The following is a 17,810-nucleotide window of genomic DNA, read 5'->3' on the forward strand; positions in this document are numbered from 1 at the left end:
ATCATGCGCTCCGCCGCACCGGTGCTCGGCTCGTTAAACCGGCATGGTGCGCCGCAACTGCTTCTGTCATAAAGTTCAAAAACTTATACTCTGAGCGTGTGAGGTCATGGTTATTCGCATCCGCTATCACCAGGGACAGCAGGTAATTCACCTTTTCCGCCAAAGTCTCACCACTATGTAACTGTGTCACCTTTGAAGCTTTTTCTATAATTGGATTAAGCGTGAGAATAGTGATACACTCATCGTATACTTTTTGCGTAGGCACTAGTTTTTGCTGAATCGGCAGTTTATCTTGTCCTGTATAGAAATAGCTATCATGGTTAAACTTCTTTTTCGCCGACTGCTCTTCGCGTGGGGAAGCCGGATACAACAGCAAGTCTGGACGCTTCATGCGCGCAGATAGACACAGTACAGCCACCTCCGCCATGCGCCACTGCGGCGGCTCCTCGATGCTCAGTGGCCGTTGATACTGCAGTGCACTGCCCAAGCTCTTGTAAACACCTTCGCAATCTTCGTCGCTAACAGTCTCTCCTGTCGCACGCCTCATGAGCAATGGCATGTAACTACCAAGTGTCAACGCACCCAACCTCAGATCTTCTGTCGAATCAGCATGTTGCATGATATTGCCGAGTAGCATATGCGCTATGTCGAAGTAATACTGTATCAGCTCGCGATCATCAAGCTCATTAATTGCGTACTCAACATGATTCCATGCCGAATGAAAAAGACCCGGCGGCATGCGTCGGGTCTCATAGCGCCTCATAGCAGCATCGGCGAGCTGCGGCGAGATTTGCTCTGCAAGCGGGCGTGGAGCACAGTCTTCGAACAGTTTATCCTCCACAACCTGCCGATCAATTTCGCTCATGCGTCTAGTTATACCGTAAGCATTTCATGATTGTCAACAAAAATACCCCAGAAAATCCAGGGTACTTTCGTAAAGATGCTTCTAGCAGTATTAGCCGCGAGCGAAGTGCGCAAATGCGCGGTTGGCTTCAGCCATCTTGTGGGTGTCTTCTTTCTTCTTGAAAGCAGCACCGGCTTCGTTGTGTGCGTCGATGATCTCGAGCGCAAGACGTCGGCTATATGGCATACCGCTACGAGCACGTGCGCTCTGGACTAGCCAGCTAAACGCATAGTGGTGCTGACGGTGACCAGCGACTGGGAACGGAATCTGGTAGTTTGCACCACCGACACGACGAGATTTGACCTCGAAGTTTGGTGATACGTTCTTGAGTGCCTTCTCGAACACTTCGAGCGGATCTTCGCTCTTGAGCTCTTTGGCGGCCTGCTCGAGTGCCGCGTAGACAGCGCGCTCTGCAGTCAGTTTTTTGCCGTCGAGCATCGACTTGTTGATCAAACGCTGTACGAGTACAGACTGGTACTTGCGATCTGGTTTGAGGTCGCGCTGAAGTTTCTTAGTAACTTTTCGTGGCATTACTTAGTCTCCTTCTTTGCGCCGTACTTAGAACGACCCTGAGCACGCTTGCTCACACCCTGGAGGTCGAGTGCACCACGAACGATATGGTAACGCACACCTGGAAGGTCTGGCACGCGGCCGCCGCGTACGAGCACTACGGCGTGCTCCTGCAGGTTGTGACCTTCACCGCCGATGTAAGCCCAAACCTCTTGGTTGTTGGTCAAGCGAACACGGGCAACTTTACGAAGCGCTGAGTTCGGTTTCTTTGGGGTTTTGGTAGTAACACGAATACAAACACCACGTTTGAGTGGGGCGTTCTGATCGTAGTAGCGCACTTTGAGTGCGTTGTGGATGCGACCAAGCGCTGGAGACTTCGACTTTTTCGCCGCGGTCTTGCGTGGTTTGCGCACCAATTGATTGATGGTTGGCATAAAATGCAGTACTCCCTTGGTTGCGTCATCCTGAACTTGATTCAGGATCCAATATATTAGCTATTAACCGATTGGATTCCGGATCAAGTCCGGAATGACCGTTGCTATACTTGTACGATTTGGATTCAGCATCTCCGCCTCGTGTCTTACTTTTTGCTGCAGGCCTGCGTGTACACATTCTTGTCGCATTCATGCTCAAAAAGAGGAAACTCATCTGCTAGTGTAGCAAAAAACAGCGTAAAACGCAAACCGCTCTGCCTACATAAGACAGAGCGGTTGCTGTGTTTGTTCGAAGTAGCCCCACCGAGGGGCTGCGAGCCCTTGGACGCCGTTGTCCATGAGCGAGCTCCTTCGGTGGGCATATACCCACGGATTCTTACAACTAGCTGGGGATACTGAGCACATCGAATTTCAGCATGCCTGCCTGACTCAGGATAACCTTAGCCTCTGCGCCACGCTGAGCCACAGGATCTCCGTTCATCGGAACCTTGCCACATGTGCGCGCAGCATGGCGCATCTGATGCAGCAGCATCACTAAACGCAGTGGATCACAGTGCTCGAATGCGCTTTCTACGTCTTCATCGCCCAGCACATGAGTCGAGCCTTCGACTAGATCCATCAGGCGCTCTGTAACGCCAGTGTACTTACCCATACCGCACTCCTATCTATCGAGTTTGCGTATCACGCCGCTGAATTGGTCGACTTTGCGTCGTCAAACGGTTCAGTGTCGTGAATGGGAGTGATATCGAGCAGCTGTTTGCCCGAATCTTCTGCGTGTCGCACCTGATTGAGCATTGCCCAGGTGATCTCTTCTACAGTTACCGTACTTTGACGGCTTTTGCATATGAGTGACATATCGTATCCAATCTGTGTTCTTACCGTGTGGTACATATCTATCGTACGACACGCTCATGGTTGTTTCAACCATGCGTGAGCAAACTACAACGCTTCTTCAGGCAATATAAATCCGCCTCCCTTATGAGAGGCGGATTTACTCTGCGTCCTTAGAAAACTATGCGACAAGATCGAGATCTTCGGTAATCTCTTCGGCGACATAGTCGCTTTCAAGTTCGCCAGATTCCACGCCGGTACCGACAGGAATCTTGCGACCGATGATCACGTTTTCTTTCAGTCCACCCAGGTGATCAGCACGACCAGACGTGGCGGCGTTAATCAGTACGCGAGTCGTGTCTTGGAACGATGCGGCAGACAGCCAGCTATCAGACCAGATCGAGACTTTGGTGATACCGAGGAGCAGCTGCGTATAGGCCACAAGCTCTTTGCCTTCTTCAAGTAAACGCGCGTTTTCGGCTACTACCGCAGCCTTCGACACGATATCGCCTGTCACGAAGGTACTGTCACCAGGCTCTTCGATCTGCACGCGAGAGAACATCTGTCGTACGATGATCTCGAGGTGCTTGTCGGCAACATCTTGACCCTGAGCAGCGTAGATGCGCAGAATCTCGTTGATGATGTAGCGCTGAGTGGCTTCAGTACCTTTGAGGCGCATGAGCTCCTGTAGGTTGAGTGAGCCAGATGTCAGGCGATCACCAGCAACCACGACATCATTTGCCTTCACTACAAGCTGTGCAGTGCCAGGAATTTCGTAGCGAGTTGGCGCACTAGCATTTGCAGCAATCACGATCGTATCGTCGGTTGCTTCTACTACACCGTCAAACGGTGCCACGAGTGGTTTGGTACCTTCGTCGCCAGTCGCGATCACGTCGCCGACCTTGACGCTGCTGCCTTCTTTGACAGCCATCTTGCGGCCATCCAGCGCAATCTTCTCTACTTTGCCAGACTCTGGAGTAATCTGTACGATGTACTTTTTGCCATCCTCCCAGACATCTACCAGACCAGCGACTTCAGTAATATGTGCCTGACCCTTTGGCTGACGAGCTTCGAACAGCTCTTCGACACGAGGCAGACCCTGCGTGATGTCGCTACCAGCCACACCAGAGCTGTGGAAGGTGTTGAGCGTCAGCTGGGTACCCGGTTCACCGACAGACTGTGCGGCGATCACGCCAACAGGCTGCGCGTTTGCTACCAGTTGTCCAGTTGCCATGTCGACACCGTAGCTCTTCTGTGGAATACCACGAAGGTTTTTGGTGCTGAGCACGCTTTGGATTTTCACTTCCGTAACATCGGCATCGGCATCGATACCATCGGCAATCTCACGCGTAATTAACTGATCAGCCTCAACGTGACCAGGTATGGCCTCGGCGGTATAGCGACCAGCCAAGCGGTTCCCGAAGTCAATCATCGTCTCTTCAGTTTCGCTGCGGTAGATAGTATAGCCATCGTCGTCGCCAGCTTCGTCTTCGACAGTGAATACGTCCTGCGATACGTCCACGAGACGGCGAGTCAGGTAACCCGAGTCGGCTGTTTTAAGCGCAGTGTCGATGAGACCTTTACGCGCACCACGAGTTGCCACGAAGGCTTCGAGGCTCGAAAGTCCCTGTTTGAAGTTTGAACGGATAGGCAGCTCAATTTCACGGTTGGTCGCGTCGACCTGAATACCGATCATCGCGCTTGCCAACTTAACGTTGGAGATCGTACCACGAGCGGCTGAGTTGACCATGGTCGAGATACTTGTGTCCATGCTCTTGAGCTCGTCACGGAGCAACTCTTCGACTTTGCCGTCGACCTGGCGCCAGGTGTTGACTGTCAATGTATAGCGTTCGTCGTCGGTGATGAGGCCCTGGTCGTACTGATCAGAGATCAATGCAGACTTGGCGTCACCTTCGGCGATGAACTCATGGATGGCGTCAAACGACAGGTAGTCGTCTTTACCGGTTGAGATAGCGGCGACTGTCGCAAAACGGAAGGCCAAGCCTTTCATACGGTCGGCAGTCTTGGCAGTTTCTTCGGCACCAAATTTGTCGAAAATCTGCGCCAATACCTTCTTGAGTTGCTTCTTGTCTTGTGGTGCTTCCTGGTACGGGAAATCTTCCGGCAGAATTTCGTTGAAGAACACGCGGCCAAGAGTTGTATCGCGGATTTCACCCTTACTGAACACGCGGATCGGTGTTTGCAGCTGGATCACTCCATTGTCGTAGGCCATCTCGGCTTCGTAGACAGAGCTGTAGGCTTTGCGAGTTTCGGTCTGTGCGGCAGGCTTAGCGTATGTGAGGTAGTAATTGCCGAGTACGACGTCCTGGTTGATGTTAAGCACTGGACTACCGTCGGCAGGCTTCAGCAGGTTATTTGTTGCGCTCATCAGCTCGCGAGCTTCGCGCTGTGCAGCTTCAGACAGTGGCAAGTGGACAGCCATCTGGTCACCGTCGTAGTCGGCGTTGAAACCGTTGGCGACGAGTGGGTGCAGCTGGATAGCCTTGCCTTCGACGAGCTTCGGCATAAACGCCTGGATGCTCAAACGGTGAAGTGATGGTGCACGGTTGAGGAGTACGTACTTACCTTCGATTACGGCGTCGAGTGCGTCCCATACTACTGCATCACCAGCCTCGATAAGACGAGTTGCCGAGCGGATGTTGTGGGCATGCTCGTTGCGGAGCAGCCAGCTGATGACAAAAGGCTTAAACAGCTCAAGTGCCATCTGCTTCGGCAAACCACACTGGTTAATCTTCAGCTTTGGACCAACCACGATCACACTACGACCAGAGTAGTCGACACGTTTACCCAGGAGGTTCTGACGGAAACGACCCTGTTTACCTTTGAGCATATCACTCAGGCTTTTCAGACGTCGACGACCACCTGTCGCATTAACCGCGCGACCACCACGAGCAGCACTGTTGTCCACCAGGGCATCGACTGCTTCTTGCAACATGCGCATTTCGTTGCGACGAATTACTTCTGGCGCGTTGAGGTCGAGCAGCTTCTTGAGACGGTTGTTACGGTTAATGACACGGCGATAGAGATCGTTGAGGTCACTAGTCGCAAAACGACCACCTGTCAGCTGCACCATCGGACGAAGATCTGGTGGGATAACAGGCAAGACAGTCAGTGTTAGGCTGCTTGGTTTGATACCAGCCGCATACATACTCTCGAGCACCTTGAGGCGCTTAAGCAGTTTCTTCTCGCGTTGACCCTTGGCCGACTCAACTTCTTCGCTTAGTTGGCGGATCAGCACAGGAAGATCGATCTCGTCAAGCAATGCCTTTAGTGCAGTACCGCCCATACCGACTTCTACGAGCTCTTCGTATTCTTCTGGTAGGTTACGGTAGTCTGTCTCGTTGATAAGCGCACCTTTTACTAGGCTATCAAGCTGACTCTTCTTGGTATTATAGCTTTCGTTCAGCTCTTCTACTTCGCGACTTTGTGCTTCGGCGAGGGCTTTCACGTCGGCACCTTCAGCCTCGGCTTCTTTCTCGTAGCGAATCTTGATCGCCGCACGAGCTGCTTCTGTCTCGGCTTCGAGATCAGCTAGGAACTTCTCGCGGGCTTCGTCGTCTACTTTCAAGATCACGTAGTTGGCAAAGTACGCCACGCGCTCGATATTGCGCACGGTCATACCGAGCAGCAAACTCATCGCGCTTGGTGTACCACGCATGAACCAGATGTGCGCAACAGGCGCAGCCAGCTCAATGTGCCCCATACGTTCTCGGCGTACAATTGACTTGGTGACAAGCTCACCGTTTTTGTCGACAGCAGCTTCACGACTACGAACGCCTTTGAGTTTGCTGTCGTGTGGGTTGATGTCTTTGACTGGACCGAAAATTCGTTCACAGAACAGGCCATCACGCTCAGGTTTTTGAGTACGATAATTAATCGTCTCAGGCTTTGTCACTTCACCGTGACTCCACTTGCGAATATCTTCTGGACTCGCTACTGCGAGGCGCACCGCATCAAAATCAGCGATGCCAGTGCCAGGAACTACTCGTGACATATTACGCCTCCTCCTTGTATTCCGCTTCTGCGGCTTCTTCTATTGCATCTTCATCTTCACTCAGTTCTTCGAGCGAAATACCACCGTCTTCCAGGTCACCTTCGATATCAATCTCAACAGCCTCTGCCATAGTGACAGTTTCGGCTACCGGCTCACCAGGGGTTGCTGCGGCGATTAGCTGTTCAGCATCAACTTCTTCACCTTCGTCGAGCAGGTCGACACGCAGGCCGAGACCTTGGAGCTCTTTCACCAAGACGTTGAAGCTTTCTGGCAGTTTCGGACCGACAATCGCTTCATCTTTGATGATCGATTCGTACGCCTTGGCACGTCCGTAGACATCGTCCGACTTGATCGTCAACATTTCCTGCAGCGTCGTCGCCGCACCGTATGCTTCCAGTGCCCACACCTCCATCTCACCGAAGCGCTGGCCACCGTTTTGAGCTTTACCACCAAGTGGCTGCTGCGTAACCATAGTGTAAGGACCGGTGCTTCGTGCGTGGATCTTGTCGCTGACCATGTGGTGCAGCTTGATCATGTGCATAACACCCACAGTGGTGCGCTCTTCGAAGTGCTCACCGCTGCGACCGTCGATCAGTTGCACTTTACCATCGCGGGCAAAGCCGGCTTTTTCAAGCTCATCAGAGATAGTCTCATCACTTACACCATTAAACGGTGGAGTAGCAACCTTGTAGCCTAGTGCGTATGCTGCCATACCCAGGTGGGTTTCGAATAGCTGACCGATATTCATACGGCTCGGGACACCAAGTGGGTTCAAGATCACATCGACAGGTGTACCATCTTCCATAAACGGCATGTCTTCGACAGGCAGAATACGTGCTACTACACCCTTGTTACCGTGACGTCCAGCCAGCTTGTCGCCAACTGAGATTTTGCGAGTCTGAGCTACGAAAATCTGGATCTGCTTCAGCACACCAGCCTTGAGCTCATGACCATCTTCACGAGTGAAGATCTTCACACCGACAACCTTACCGCCACCTGCATTGTTCATGCGTTGGCTTGTGTCACGAACGTCTTTTGCCTTTTCGCCAAAGATCGCACGCAGTAGTCGCTCTTCAGAGCTGAGCTCCTGCTCACCCTTTGGTGTAATCTTACCAACCAGTACATCACCAGCTTTCACTTCTGCGCCAACCTGAACAATACCTTGCTCATCGAGGTGACGCAGTGTGTATTCGGATACATTTGGTATGTCGCGAGTAGTCTGCTCGTCACCGAGCTTGGTCTCACGCACTTCCACCATGTAATCTTTGATGTTGATACTCGTCAGTTCGTCATCTTGTACGAGGCGATTGCTGAGGATGATCGCGTCATCCATGTTGTAGCCACCCCATGGCATGAAGGCTACGCGGAGGTCACGGCCAAGCGCGATTTCACCGTTAGCAATCGAGGCACCTTCGATCAGGATGTAACCAGCCTTGACCTTGTCGCCGCGTACTACGCAAACTTTTTGGTTGATCGAGCGATCATCATTGCTTTTCTGGAAATGAATAGGTTCATAGCTTTTCACGCCGTCTTTGTATTTGACTTCTACGACGTCACCGTCTGCACGCACTACTTCACCATCGGCTTCCGCTACGACGAGCTGGCTCGAGTTGCGGGCAATCGTTTCTTCGATACCTGTACCCACGGTCGCAGCTGTCGGAGTGATCAGCGGTACGGCCTGGCGTTGCATGTTCGAACCGGTCAGCGAGCGGTCGATACGGTTCTTCTCGATAAACGGTACCAGACTGGCAGTTGAGCCAAGAATCTGTTTGTGCGCTGCGTCCATGTAGGTCACCTCACTGGCGTCAATCTGACCAGGTTTCATGTCGATACGTGCAGATACACGTTCGTCGACGAATTTACCGGCCTTGTCGAGAGCTGCACCCGCGTCGGCGATCACTTCGCCGCGCTCTTGGGCCCCGTCGAGGTAAATCACTTCATCAGTAACTTTACCGTTCTTTACCTTGAGGTATGGTGTCTCGATAAACCCATACTCATTGACACGAGCGTAGGTCGCGAGGTTCAGCACCAGACCGATGTTGGCACCTTCTGGTGTTTCCACCGAGCAGAGACGGCCATAGTGAGTTGGGTGGGCGTCACGCACATCAAAACCTGCGCGCTCGCGACTCAGACCACCAGGACCCATCGAGCTCAGGCGTCGCTTATGACTAAGCTCTGCCAGCGGGTTGGTCTCGTCCATCAACTGGCTCAGCTGTGAGCTTGCGAAGAATTCGCGTACTGCAGCTACCACTGGGCGAGCGTTGATGAGCTGGCCGGGTGTTACAGATTCGATATCACTCATAGACATACGGTCCATGGCATTGCGCTGCATGCGGAGCATACCTACACGGAACTGGCGCGCCACGAGTTCACCGACGAGGTTAACACGGCGATTGCTCAGTGCGTCAATATCGTCTGCAGGTTCCTGGGTATTATTGAGGCGAATGATCTCTCGGATAATAGAAATCAAATCACTCATTTGGAATACGCGGTTCTCGGTAGTATTTGGCAGATCGATACCGAGGCGCTGATTGATCTTGTAGCGACCTACGCGGCTATAGTCGAAACGCTTGAAGTCGTAGAACATGCGCTCGATCATACCACGGGCGTTTTCTACAGTTGCCAGGTCACCTGGGCGGAGGCGGCGATACACTTCGATAAGTGCTTCGTTGCTACCACGAGTTGTGTCTTTTTCGAGTGTCGCGTCGATATATTTCACGTCGCCTGTGTCGATATCGTTGAATAGCGCCTTGATCTCGCTTGTCTTGCTGTGACCAAGTGCACGCAGCAGCGTCGTGACCGGTAATTTACGGCGGCGATCGATTTTGACATACATCGCACCGTTAGACGCCGTTTCGAATTCGAGCCATGCGCCGCGGCCAGGGATAAGTTTGGCGCCGTAGTTATTATGACCTGCCGCGCTGTCAGCAGTAAAGAATACGCCAGAGCTGCGGATCAGCTGGCTTACCACAACACGCTCGGTACCGTTGATGATGAACGTACCGCGGTTAGTCATCCATGGATAGTCGCCCAGGTAGATTTCCTGCTCTTTGACCTCACCGGTTACCTTGTTGGTTAGCTCCACATTCGCGTGCAGTGGTGCGTCAAACGTGATGTTGTTTTCTTTTGCATAGCGCTCAGAATTCTTCGGATCCTGAAACGCGTATTCTTTGAAACGCAGTTCAAGTTTTTGACCCGTATAGTCTTCTATCGGATTAAGTTCCGCAAAAATCTCGCCCAAACCAGTTTCAACAAACTCTTTCCAAGAGCCTTTCTGGTGTGCGATGAGATCAGGGATTTCGAGTGCTGTGTCGTCAGCCGTGAAAAACACGCGCTTACCAGCACTAGGTGACGTTTTTGCCATCTGTAGTCCTCGCAGTTAGTTATGTTTTGTGATTCGAATCGGCGCCGAAGATTCTACTACGGGTTATGTCATCAGCCTGCCAAAGCCTAGACATACCTAACCCGAGTTACACTGCTTCTTGGTATCTATTATGCACAGGTTACGACAATATTTCAAGAGGTTTTGACGACGAAGCTGATCAACCGCCACCTGACATGCACCCTGCACACCAAACAGCTCACCGGCTGCCATTGTTGCGCTGTTTTCGTTCTGCAGGAGTATAATCTAGCTATATGACTAGCGAACCACAAACAGAATCTACCAATGCCTTGCTCAACAAACTCCGCGCCGCCGTACTTGGCGCCAACGATGGCATCGTGAGCACTAGCGCCGTCGTGATGGGCGTAGCCGGTGCTAGTAGCGACAATCAAGCCATCGCCACCGCAGGCTTTGCCGCACTCGTGGCTGGCGCCCTTTCTATGGCAGTGGGCGAATACGTCTCCGTGAGCAGTCAGAGTGACACCGAAAAAGCCTATATTCGCCGCGAAAAGAAGCTGCTCCACGAGAATCCAGCCGAAGAACAGCAGCAACTCGCCAAGTACTACCAATCTCAAGGGGTGTCACCCAAGACCGCCAAGCTCGTAGCCGCCGATTTACACCAGTCCAACGCTCTCCAAGCGCACCTGCGCATGCACTTCGGCATAGACGAAGACGATCTTAACAGCCCGGTTCAGGCTGCCGTCGCCTCTCTACTCGCCTTCACTGCTGGTGGCCTAGTGCCTTTTCTTGCCGTCATACTTGCACCGCACGAGCTCAAACTCCAAATCACATTTGTAGCTGTACTCATCGCCCTGGTGGCGACCGGCTACTTTAGCGCACATGTCGGCGGAGCACGCAAATCCCGGGCTATCTTACGTGTCGTACTAGGTGGTGCGCTCGCCATGCTCCTTACTTACGGAATCGGCATGCTCTTTGGAACTATTGCATAAGAATATTGACTATATTACATAAAAGTGCTATAATACTTTACATATGGAAAGTAACGTTCACCTTTTGCCTACTAAACTTGTGGGTGAAAAATTATCCGTCGACAGAGTGACTCATATTGCCGAAGACGCCAAAGTCAGTTTTTTGCTTCTACATCCTGAGTTTGAAAAGCAAGCACAAATCATTGTTGACGAGATGCTAGCCGCCAAGGAGGCTTTTGGAGAATATACAGATAATGAGCTTCGAGAAGAAACAACTGAAGCCCTAGAGGAGCTGCTCCATGGAAAGTCTGCCATCCCCCATGAAGAACTTTTACCCTCGAATCAAGTCTCTCATGCGCTTTCGCGTGTTGCTCTTTACGATGCTTCCCTGTTGTCACGCGAGGACACCGTTTTACACTATCCGTTTCTGCAATCAGAACGTGCCACGATATATAAGGATCGAGAGTTCCAAGATTTATACGATACTATTCTCACCGATCTCAGCGATATAATCAACGATATACGTACGCACGGCGGATATCCTGCAGTCAGCTTATAGCAGGTGCTTGACATACAAAATGTGCGAGCTCAATTTGATGTATTCGATGAAATATATACGTATGACTCAGCAGTAGAATCTATCCGCTCTATACATGGCGCATTACCACGAGCAAATGTCTATCAGATTTCTTCTCACGCTCGCTGGAATCCTGTGCATCCAAATCCCTTACAACCCAGCGAACAACTCCCTACGCAGTGGCAATAACTTCGTCGATAATTCCGTAAGTTTTCGCCTCGTCGGCACTCATCCAGAAATCACGATCAACGTCTTTTTCGATTTTGCTCAGCTTCTGGCCAGTGTTTTTGGCTAAAATTTTATTGAGCTGCTGCTTTAGGTAGAGCCCTTCTTTGAGTGCGATCTCCTGATCGCTGATCTTGCCCTGCGTACCACTACTCGGCTGATGAATCATGATACGGCTGCTCGGTAGCGCCACGCGTTTACCTTTGGTACCGCTGCTCAGCAGGAAGGCACCCATACTCGCCTGCAGGCCGATACCGATTGTCTGTACATCTGGCTTGATGTACTGAATCGTATCGTAGATAGCCATGCCGTCGTAGACACTACCACCAGGACTGTTGATATAGAGCTTGATGTCTTTATCGGGATCCGTATAGGCCAGGTGGAGTAGCTGTGCCACTACCAGATTGGCAGTATGTTCGTTCACATCCTCCCCGAGGAAGATTACGCGCTCGTTGAGCAGGCGTGAATAGATATCAAACGCACGTTCGCCTTCGGGCGACTTCTCGATCACAGTTGGTACCAGATAGTTTGTAGGCTTGTTCATATATCTAGTGTACATAAAAACTAGCACTCACGTCAAGCGAGTGCTAGTTTGATATTCTAGGACTACCCCTCTCGGCTCGGGAGGGTGGGTAGTCGCTGAATGAAGTTTCAGCCGAGGCTACCGCCAGGTAGACGGTCTCAGAGCCTCTTCCCGCTGGTACTGTGATCAGGTAATACACGGTCACAGAAGACCACGTAGGCCAGGTAGTGAAGCGGCTCCACGATGGTCTTGACCTTGCGCGCGATCACAGTGCGAACACGATTGTTCATACGTCACCTCCAGGTGTGTCAAGCAGCGAATACTTTATCGACGCGAATGGACTTGAAAACTCGACGGGTCGCTGCACTCCCGCCCTGCGATTCGCCAGCTCACAGAGCACAAACGTTGCAGCAGCCAAACCAGCAAGCTGGAGTGCGGCCTTCAGGTATGGATCCATCATTTTCTCCCCTCTGAGCCGAGAGTTATGCCTACAATACTATAATTTAATTTATACAAAAATACACACCAAGCGGTGTGTGCGACTCAGGGGATTGCGCTCTCGACTCCAGAATAGTCGCAATCCGTCAAACTGTCTACCTCACATAGCTGTCACTCGTCGATGGGCCAACCATCTGCCTCCGCGAGTGCTACGAATGTAGCATACCTTCGCGAAACGCCGAGGACGCCCATGGGTCGTCGCTGAAAGACCGGAGGCAAATTACTACCCCTTGCAACGCCAGTCACTACCGCTACGGCAGCAGTGACAACCGAGGCACCAACAAAAAAGCCAAACTTTTTCATGTTACTCTCCTCGACACCTGTCGACGCGCCACATAGCGCGCCGCAATCACTCTGGGAGTATCGGCCGCGATCATTGCTACGCCGCAATCAAACACGCGGTCGCATCCGGCCTGAACCATGCAAGTCAGTCGACCGAGAGACGATGCGCCATACTTTTCGACGCGACCGTCAATCGGCTCTCCTACCAGCCATGCAGCACCGACAAGAGTCGAACCGATCGTGGTGATGACTGCAGACCCTCTGTTTTTCATATTCCATCCTCTCTTTGGAGCCGAGAGCATGGTGTGTACTATACAACTATTTCGCGTTGAGCGCAACCAACTCGTCAATCGTCTTGTCAGTTAGCAGACGATTTGCAATATCGCGCTGCACCTCTGGCGTAGCTAGTTGCTTGCGCATGTCTTCGGAGGGGTATTGCTGGCCGAGCAAGTTCATTTTTTCGAGCAATTCAGCATCTGTCGCCTGCACCTTGAGCACCTTACTCAGGTCGGCAAGCACTAGACCAGCTTTTACGCGGTTCACTGCAGCTTCTTTGACTTCGCTCTCTAACCAAGCATCTTTGTCTTTGAAATCTTTTTCCGCCAAGTACATGTCGAGTGTCAAACCACGCTGCATGAGGTTTTGCACCATATCCTGCTCTATAGAGCGCATCTGATCCTGTACTAGGATTTCTGGCACTGGTACGTCGCTCTTCTCTACCAGTTCACTAACGAGCGCATCCTTCAATTTGTCATCAGCTTCACTCTGCTTTTGCTTGGTGATCTCGGCTTTAATATCGTCTTCGAGTTCTTTGACCGTTTTGAATGGACCGGCTTTTGCCGCTAATTCGTCGGTCAGCTCTGGCTCCACCACCTCTTTGACTTCGTTGAGTGTGACACTAAACACAACCTTGGCACCTTTGAGGTCCTCGACATGATAGTGCTCTGGAAACGCCAGGTCGAGATCGAACTTGTCACCGGCTTTATGCCCCACGATGCCGTCTTCGAAGCCAGGGATGAAACTGTCACTGCCAAGCACGATATCATAACCTTCGGCTGTGCCGCCATCAAACGCTACACCCTCTTTTTTGCCGACGAAGTCGATGTTGACTTCGTCGCCTTTTTTAGCTTTGCGGTCAGCTGGTTTTTTCTCAGCATAGCCTGCGCGGATACGGTCAATAATCTCATCAACGTCTTTTTTGGTGACACTGACTTTTTCTGGCTTCGCGGCAAGCTTCTTGTAGTCACCGAGCTTGATCTTGGGCAAAATCTCACTCGTAGCGACGAATTCGAGTTCGCTGCCGGGCTCAAACTTCTTGACTTCTACCTCTGGTCGATCAAGTGCCTGTACTCCTGCGTCAAGAAACGCATCTGCTACAGCCTTGGACAACGCGTTTTCCAGTGTATGCTGTGCAAGATCATTGGGATTGACATGTTTGGCTGCCACGCTCGCAGGAACCTTGCCTTGGCGAAAACCAGGGACTTTGATGTCTCGTGCGATTTTGGTCAATGCCACCAGTTCGGCGTCTTTCAGCTCATCGGCACTAACAGTAATAGTAAGTTCGACTTTCGTCTCGGATAGGTGTTTTGTAGTTTGCTTCATATTAGTACAAGTATAGCAGCTTCACCTCTCGTATGGAAACGTAAGGGGGTTCGGGGACAAATACCAATATTACTCTGCAAACAACGCGTCAATCTCATCCATTGTGCCACGTCGGCGATAATCGCGCACGCGTGTCACGATACGCTCGAGACTCAGTTTTTCCTCTGTCTCGGATGCCACGTCTTTGAAAGCATAGAGGTTATGCCTCAGCTCATCTTCGCCCACAAATGCCATAAACGGTACTTGTTTTTTCAGTACAGCTTTTATCTGCCTATCGAGCTTTCGGCCAGAAATATCAACCTCGACATTGACACCTTCTGCGCGGAGCTTTCGCGCAAAACCTAGCGCACCTTCTAGTGTATCTTCACCCAGTACGACTATAGCAATGTCTGTCGTAGAGACGAACTCGGGTAATAGTTTGTGTGACTCGAGAAACAGCTGCATGGGGGTGAGACCAGGTGCCATACCGACAGTCGGTACCGGATCGACACCAAAGAGCCCGACGAGCCCGTCGTAGCGACCACCGCCGAACATCGAGCGGTTATTGTCTGGGTGCATGTCGAACACCTCGAACACCGTACCTGTGTAGTAATCCAGGCCACGCATGAGCGTGATGTCGAACGTCGCGTTTGCCACGCCTGCATCGGCTAGCAACGTGAAGAGTTCCTGTACTTCGAGTACTGCTTCACTTTCACGAAGTTCTGCAGGGAGGTCTGCCATAGACTTGGCTGTGATAAGTTTGGCGATTTTGGCTGCACCTTCACTCGCACGATCCTCGCCGAAGATATCTACTACTTGGTCACGAAAACTTTCTGCGGGAATTTTATTTTTGCGATCAAACAGCTTTACCATCAAGTGTGATTGCACTGCGTCAAGCCCCAAGTAGTCGTGCATCATAAAGTTGATAAGCTTGCGATTGTTGATACGAACAGCAAACATCTCATCGCTCGCACCAAACGCTTTGACGATCTCATAGGCCATGGCGATAATCTCCGCCTCAGCCTGCACGCCGTCGACACCAAATATATCGGTATTGAGCTGCCAAAACTCACGTTCACGACCACGCTGCGGACGCTCGTATCGCATGAAGTTGGCGATACTATAGAGACGCGCAGGGTATCCTAGTTCCTGACGACGAGCTGCCACCATACGGCTCACACTCGGTGTCATCTCGGGACGTATTGCCACTGTACGATCGCCACGATCGGTGAATGTGTAGGTTTGCTCGGTTGCAAGCTCTTGACCACTTTTTGCAGTATAAATCTCGAGTGGCTCGAGCACCGGCGCAGCATACTCTTCGTAACCATGCTGCTGTGCCACTTTGCGCCACATGTCGAAGATGTAGTTGCGCACACGCATATCTTCTGGATAGTAGTCTCGCGTACCTTTGTACGGCTGGGTACTGAGTGAACTCATAATGTTGTAATCCTATCATCTTTATCTGTTATTTGCAAGGGTAAGCGACTTGTCATCTGTACAAAAAACGCCGAAGCGAGTTCGGCGTAGATTCGTTATTTGGACATAAGAGAGCTAGCCGACTTGCTCCGGCGACAGATGCAGATGATGGATAGTTCGATAAATCATATGTATATTATACTACCAAATGACTTAAATTGCTATAGATGCTATTGCTTAGCATATTAAGCATCCCAACCAGCTAGAGAACGGCGGCTATTCACAAGTAAATACCGCCTCATCACTGAGGCGGTATCATGTGGATCACGTGTGGAGTGACTAGAACAATCGGCGGCTAGCAGCGTAGTAATACGCGCTGAGGCTCATGGCAGCCAGGCCAACACCTGCACCGAGCAAGTCACCGGTACCGGTCTTTGGCAGCTCTACTGGAGCTGGCGTAGGCTGGACACAGTCAGGGCTGTTCTTTGGCAAATGCTCTTTGCCCGGGATAGGACATTTCTCTTCGCAATCTTTCAGATTGGTAGAGTATTTGCTGCTGTCAAACTGATCTTTATTGATTGTGATGACTTTTTTGGTTGCAAGTTCACATACTACGAGTTTTTCTGGTGGTGGAGTTGGGATCTCGAAGCTTTGTTTACATGCCTCGCTGGTGGCGGTCACTTCTTTGCCGTTTGCAGTAAATGTCACTGTTGCTTGGACAGAATATTTGCCGGGAGCCGAAGCCGTGTATGTCGCAGTATTTGGCGAGCCCGCTACCGTCGTGCTGCCGCTAGGGCCAGTCACCATGTAACTCACGCTTTTGAATGTGGCGTTGGTAGCGCTATAGGTTGTCTGGAACTGATACTGATTGTCGCCCTGCTTGGTGACGCTCAGGCCAGTACATGCGTAGACAGGCACAACTTCTTTACAGTCTTCGAGGTTTTTACTGTGCAGCTGCGGGTTGAACTGATCTTCTTTGATAGTGATGATCTTTTTAGTCGCAAGTTCACATACCTTGATATCTGGCACTGGTGGCTTTGGTGGCACTGGTGGTGGCACTGGTTTTGCATATACAGGGTTACCGCATGCTTTGATGATGGCGTTTTTGAAATTGCCGTCTTTGTCGAGCACGACCAAAGTTGCCAGAGATGCGTTTGGATTCGCAAATGCTTGACCACCGACATGTGACGTCTGGTAGTAGCGCTCACCATTGATAGAAATCGGGCTGCTATGCGCAATAGCCTGGCGACCGACACTAGCCGCGTTTGTTGCAACTACACGACCGTTGGCGATCACTTCACCCTTGTTATTTGACGTACCATTGATCACTTGATCACCGGCCGCGAGATTTGGCTTGATCCAATAGTGATTGTAGATAGCTTGCAAATCACCACAAGTGTTTGCATTGTAATTACGCGTCACATCACCGTAGTTCTGGATGCCGCTTGGAACGATGTTATTCGTCTGGGCGTTACACGGACTCGCCGCATCGGCCGCAGTCTGGTTGAATTGATAAAAGCCGACGCCTGTCAGCATGACCGCCAACACGAACACAGCCGAGACGATTGCCTTGCTACTTCGTGCATAACGAAATGTATTGATTATACCTTGCATGTTACACCTCACTCCACATTAGGTTAACTATCTTCATAGTATCACAAATTTAAGCTAATGTCAATAGACATAAGCTAGTTCCCTTATGA

16 protein-coding genes are annotated in these 17,810 nt (G+C 51.2%); 2 read left to right on the forward strand and 14 right to left on the reverse strand.

The genetic code is table 11. From position 1 onward, the window contains the following. Nucleotide 1: 1 nt before the first annotated feature. From GII36_RS03255 to rpoB, 7 genes are all read right to left on the reverse strand, one after another. Nucleotides 2–865: a hypothetical protein gene (locus GII36_RS03255; RefSeq protein WP_260762412.1), complete on the reverse strand. Its 864-nt coding sequence runs from the start codon at nt 863–865 to the stop codon at nt 2–4. Nucleotides 866–955: 90 nt separating this feature from the next. Further along, on the reverse strand, nt 956–1,435 hold the full coding sequence (gene rpsG, locus GII36_RS03260) for a 30S ribosomal protein S7 (protein ID WP_260762415.1): 480 nt from the start codon (nt 1,433–1,435) through the stop codon (nt 956–958). Beyond that, complete coding sequence (gene rpsL / locus GII36_RS03265; RefSeq protein WP_260762418.1) at nt 1,435–1,848, reverse strand: 30S ribosomal protein S12; 414 nt, start codon at nt 1,846–1,848, stop codon at nt 1,435–1,437. Before rpsL ends, rpsG begins: the two co-directional genes overlap by 1 nt. A 382-nt stretch (nt 1,849–2,230) precedes the next feature. After that, the gene (locus tag GII36_RS03270) at nt 2,231–2,500 is read right to left on the reverse strand and encodes a hypothetical protein (protein ID WP_260762420.1); all 270 of its coding nucleotides are present in this window, start codon (nt 2,498–2,500) and stop codon (nt 2,231–2,233) included. A 29-nt stretch (nt 2,501–2,529) separates the two neighbouring features. After that, nucleotides 2,530–2,703 carry a hypothetical protein gene (locus GII36_RS03275; RefSeq protein WP_260762423.1) on the reverse strand — a complete coding sequence of 58 codons (174 nt, stop codon included), beginning with the start codon at nt 2,701–2,703 and terminating at the stop codon, nt 2,530–2,532. A 157-nt stretch (nt 2,704–2,860) separates the two neighbouring features. Beyond that, nucleotides 2,861–6,694: a DNA-directed RNA polymerase subunit beta' gene (gene rpoC, locus GII36_RS03280; protein ID WP_260762425.1), complete on the reverse strand. Its 3,834-nt coding sequence runs from the start codon at nt 6,692–6,694 to the stop codon at nt 2,861–2,863. A gap of 1 nt (nt 6,695) precedes the next feature. Continuing rightward, on the reverse strand, nt 6,696–10,058 hold the full coding sequence (gene rpoB / locus GII36_RS03285) for a DNA-directed RNA polymerase subunit beta (RefSeq protein WP_260762428.1): 3,363 nt from the start codon (nt 10,056–10,058) through the stop codon (nt 6,696–6,698). Nucleotides 10,059–10,330: 272 nt separating this feature from the next. Between rpoB and GII36_RS03290 the strand changes: the two genes are divergently transcribed. Both GII36_RS03290 and GII36_RS03295 read left to right on the forward strand, forming a co-directional pair. Next, nucleotides 10,331–11,026 (forward strand): VIT1/CCC1 transporter family protein, encoded by a 696-nt coding sequence (locus GII36_RS03290; RefSeq protein ID WP_260762430.1) that lies wholly within the window; start codon nt 10,331–10,333, stop codon nt 11,024–11,026. A gap of 43 nt (nt 11,027–11,069) precedes the next feature. Then, nucleotides 11,070–11,564 carry a hypothetical protein gene (locus GII36_RS03295; RefSeq protein WP_260762433.1) on the forward strand — a complete coding sequence of 165 codons (495 nt, stop codon included), beginning with the start codon at nt 11,070–11,072 and terminating at the stop codon, nt 11,562–11,564. A 190-nt stretch (nt 11,565–11,754) separates the two neighbouring features. Here the strand turns inward: GII36_RS03295 and GII36_RS03300 are convergent, their stop codons facing one another. The 7 genes from GII36_RS03300 to GII36_RS03330 form a co-directional block, all read right to left on the reverse strand. Then, nucleotides 11,755–12,351, reverse strand: coding sequence for an ATP-dependent Clp protease proteolytic subunit (locus tag GII36_RS03300; RefSeq protein WP_260762435.1), 597 nt, complete (start codon nt 12,349–12,351; stop codon nt 11,755–11,757). 265 nt (nt 12,352–12,616) lie between these two features. Further along, on the reverse strand, nt 12,617–12,790 hold the full coding sequence (locus GII36_RS03305) for a hypothetical protein (protein WP_260762437.1): 174 nt from the start codon (nt 12,788–12,790) through the stop codon (nt 12,617–12,619). 149 nt (nt 12,791–12,939) lie between these two features. Next, the gene (locus tag GII36_RS03310; protein ID WP_260762439.1) at nt 12,940–13,131 is read right to left on the reverse strand and encodes a hypothetical protein; all 192 of its coding nucleotides are present in this window, start codon (nt 13,129–13,131) and stop codon (nt 12,940–12,942) included. Continuing rightward, on the reverse strand, nt 13,128–13,382 hold the full coding sequence (locus GII36_RS03315) for a hypothetical protein (protein WP_260762440.1): 255 nt from the start codon (nt 13,380–13,382) through the stop codon (nt 13,128–13,130). The genes GII36_RS03310 and GII36_RS03315 overlap by 4 nt, the downstream gene beginning before the upstream one ends. A 46-nt stretch (nt 13,383–13,428) precedes the next feature. Beyond that, complete coding sequence (tig, locus tag GII36_RS03320; protein WP_260762442.1) at nt 13,429–14,712, reverse strand: trigger factor; 1,284 nt, start codon at nt 14,710–14,712, stop codon at nt 13,429–13,431. Between the two features lie 69 nt (nt 14,713–14,781). Further along, entirely contained in the window at nt 14,782–16,128 is a 1,347-nt protein-coding gene (gene hisS / locus GII36_RS03325) for a histidine--tRNA ligase (protein ID WP_260762444.1), read from the reverse strand. A gap of 318 nt (nt 16,129–16,446) precedes the next feature. Beyond that, the gene (locus GII36_RS03330) at nt 16,447–17,721 is read right to left on the reverse strand and encodes an LPXTG cell wall anchor domain-containing protein (RefSeq protein WP_260762446.1); all 1,275 of its coding nucleotides are present in this window, start codon (nt 17,719–17,721) and stop codon (nt 16,447–16,449) included. Nucleotides 17,722–17,810: the final 89 nt, after the last annotated feature.

Origin of the sequence: Candidatus Mycosynbacter amalyticus (assembly GCF_025273655.1) — a bacterium.
In the GTDB taxonomy this organism is placed as follows: Bacteria; Patescibacteriota; Saccharimonadia; order Saccharimonadales; family Saccharimonadaceae; genus Mycosynbacter; species Mycosynbacter amalyticus.

What these genes read in the sequence shown, in the direction of transcription:
- GII36_RS03315 (WP_260762440.1), bottom strand. Translation starts at nt 13,382, where the DNA reads ATGAAAAACAGAGGGTCTGCAGTCATCACCACGATCGGTTCGACTCTT.
- GII36_RS03330 (WP_260762446.1), bottom strand. Translation starts at nt 17,721, where the DNA reads ATGCAAGGTATAATCAATACATTTCGTTATGCACGAAGTAGCAAGGCA.
- GII36_RS03295 (WP_260762433.1), top strand. Translation starts at nt 11,070, where the DNA reads ATGGAAAGTAACGTTCACCTTTTGCCTACTAAACTTGTGGGTGAAAAA.
- rpoC (WP_260762425.1), bottom strand. Translation starts at nt 6,694, where the DNA reads ATGTCACGAGTAGTTCCTGGCACTGGCATCGCTGATTTTGATGCGGTG.
- GII36_RS03255 (WP_260762412.1), bottom strand. Translation starts at nt 865, where the DNA reads ATGAGCGAAATTGATCGGCAGGTTGTGGAGGATAAACTGTTCGAAGAC.
- GII36_RS03305 (WP_260762437.1), bottom strand. Translation starts at nt 12,790, where the DNA reads ATGATGGATCCATACCTGAAGGCCGCACTCCAGCTTGCTGGTTTGGCT.
- rpsL (WP_260762418.1), bottom strand. Translation starts at nt 1,848, where the DNA reads ATGCCAACCATCAATCAATTGGTGCGCAAACCACGCAAGACCGCGGCG.
- rpoB (WP_260762428.1), bottom strand. Translation starts at nt 10,058, where the DNA reads ATGGCAAAAACGTCACCTAGTGCTGGTAAGCGCGTGTTTTTCACGGCT.
- GII36_RS03310 (WP_260762439.1), bottom strand. Translation starts at nt 13,131, where the DNA reads ATGAAAAAGTTTGGCTTTTTTGTTGGTGCCTCGGTTGTCACTGCTGCC.
- GII36_RS03275 (WP_260762423.1), bottom strand. Translation starts at nt 2,703, where the DNA reads ATGTCACTCATATGCAAAAGCCGTCAAAGTACGGTAACTGTAGAAGAG.
- GII36_RS03290 (WP_260762430.1), top strand. Translation starts at nt 10,331, where the DNA reads ATGACTAGCGAACCACAAACAGAATCTACCAATGCCTTGCTCAACAAA.
- rpsG (WP_260762415.1), bottom strand. Translation starts at nt 1,435, where the DNA reads ATGCCACGAAAAGTTACTAAGAAACTTCAGCGCGACCTCAAACCAGAT.
- hisS (WP_260762444.1), bottom strand. Translation starts at nt 16,128, where the DNA reads ATGAGTTCACTCAGTACCCAGCCGTACAAAGGTACGCGAGACTACTAT.
- GII36_RS03270 (WP_260762420.1), bottom strand. Translation starts at nt 2,500, where the DNA reads ATGGGTAAGTACACTGGCGTTACAGAGCGCCTGATGGATCTAGTCGAA.
- GII36_RS03300 (WP_260762435.1), bottom strand. Translation starts at nt 12,351, where the DNA reads ATGAACAAGCCTACAAACTATCTGGTACCAACTGTGATCGAGAAGTCG.
- tig (WP_260762442.1), bottom strand. Translation starts at nt 14,712, where the DNA reads ATGAAGCAAACTACAAAACACCTATCCGAGACGAAAGTCGAACTTACT.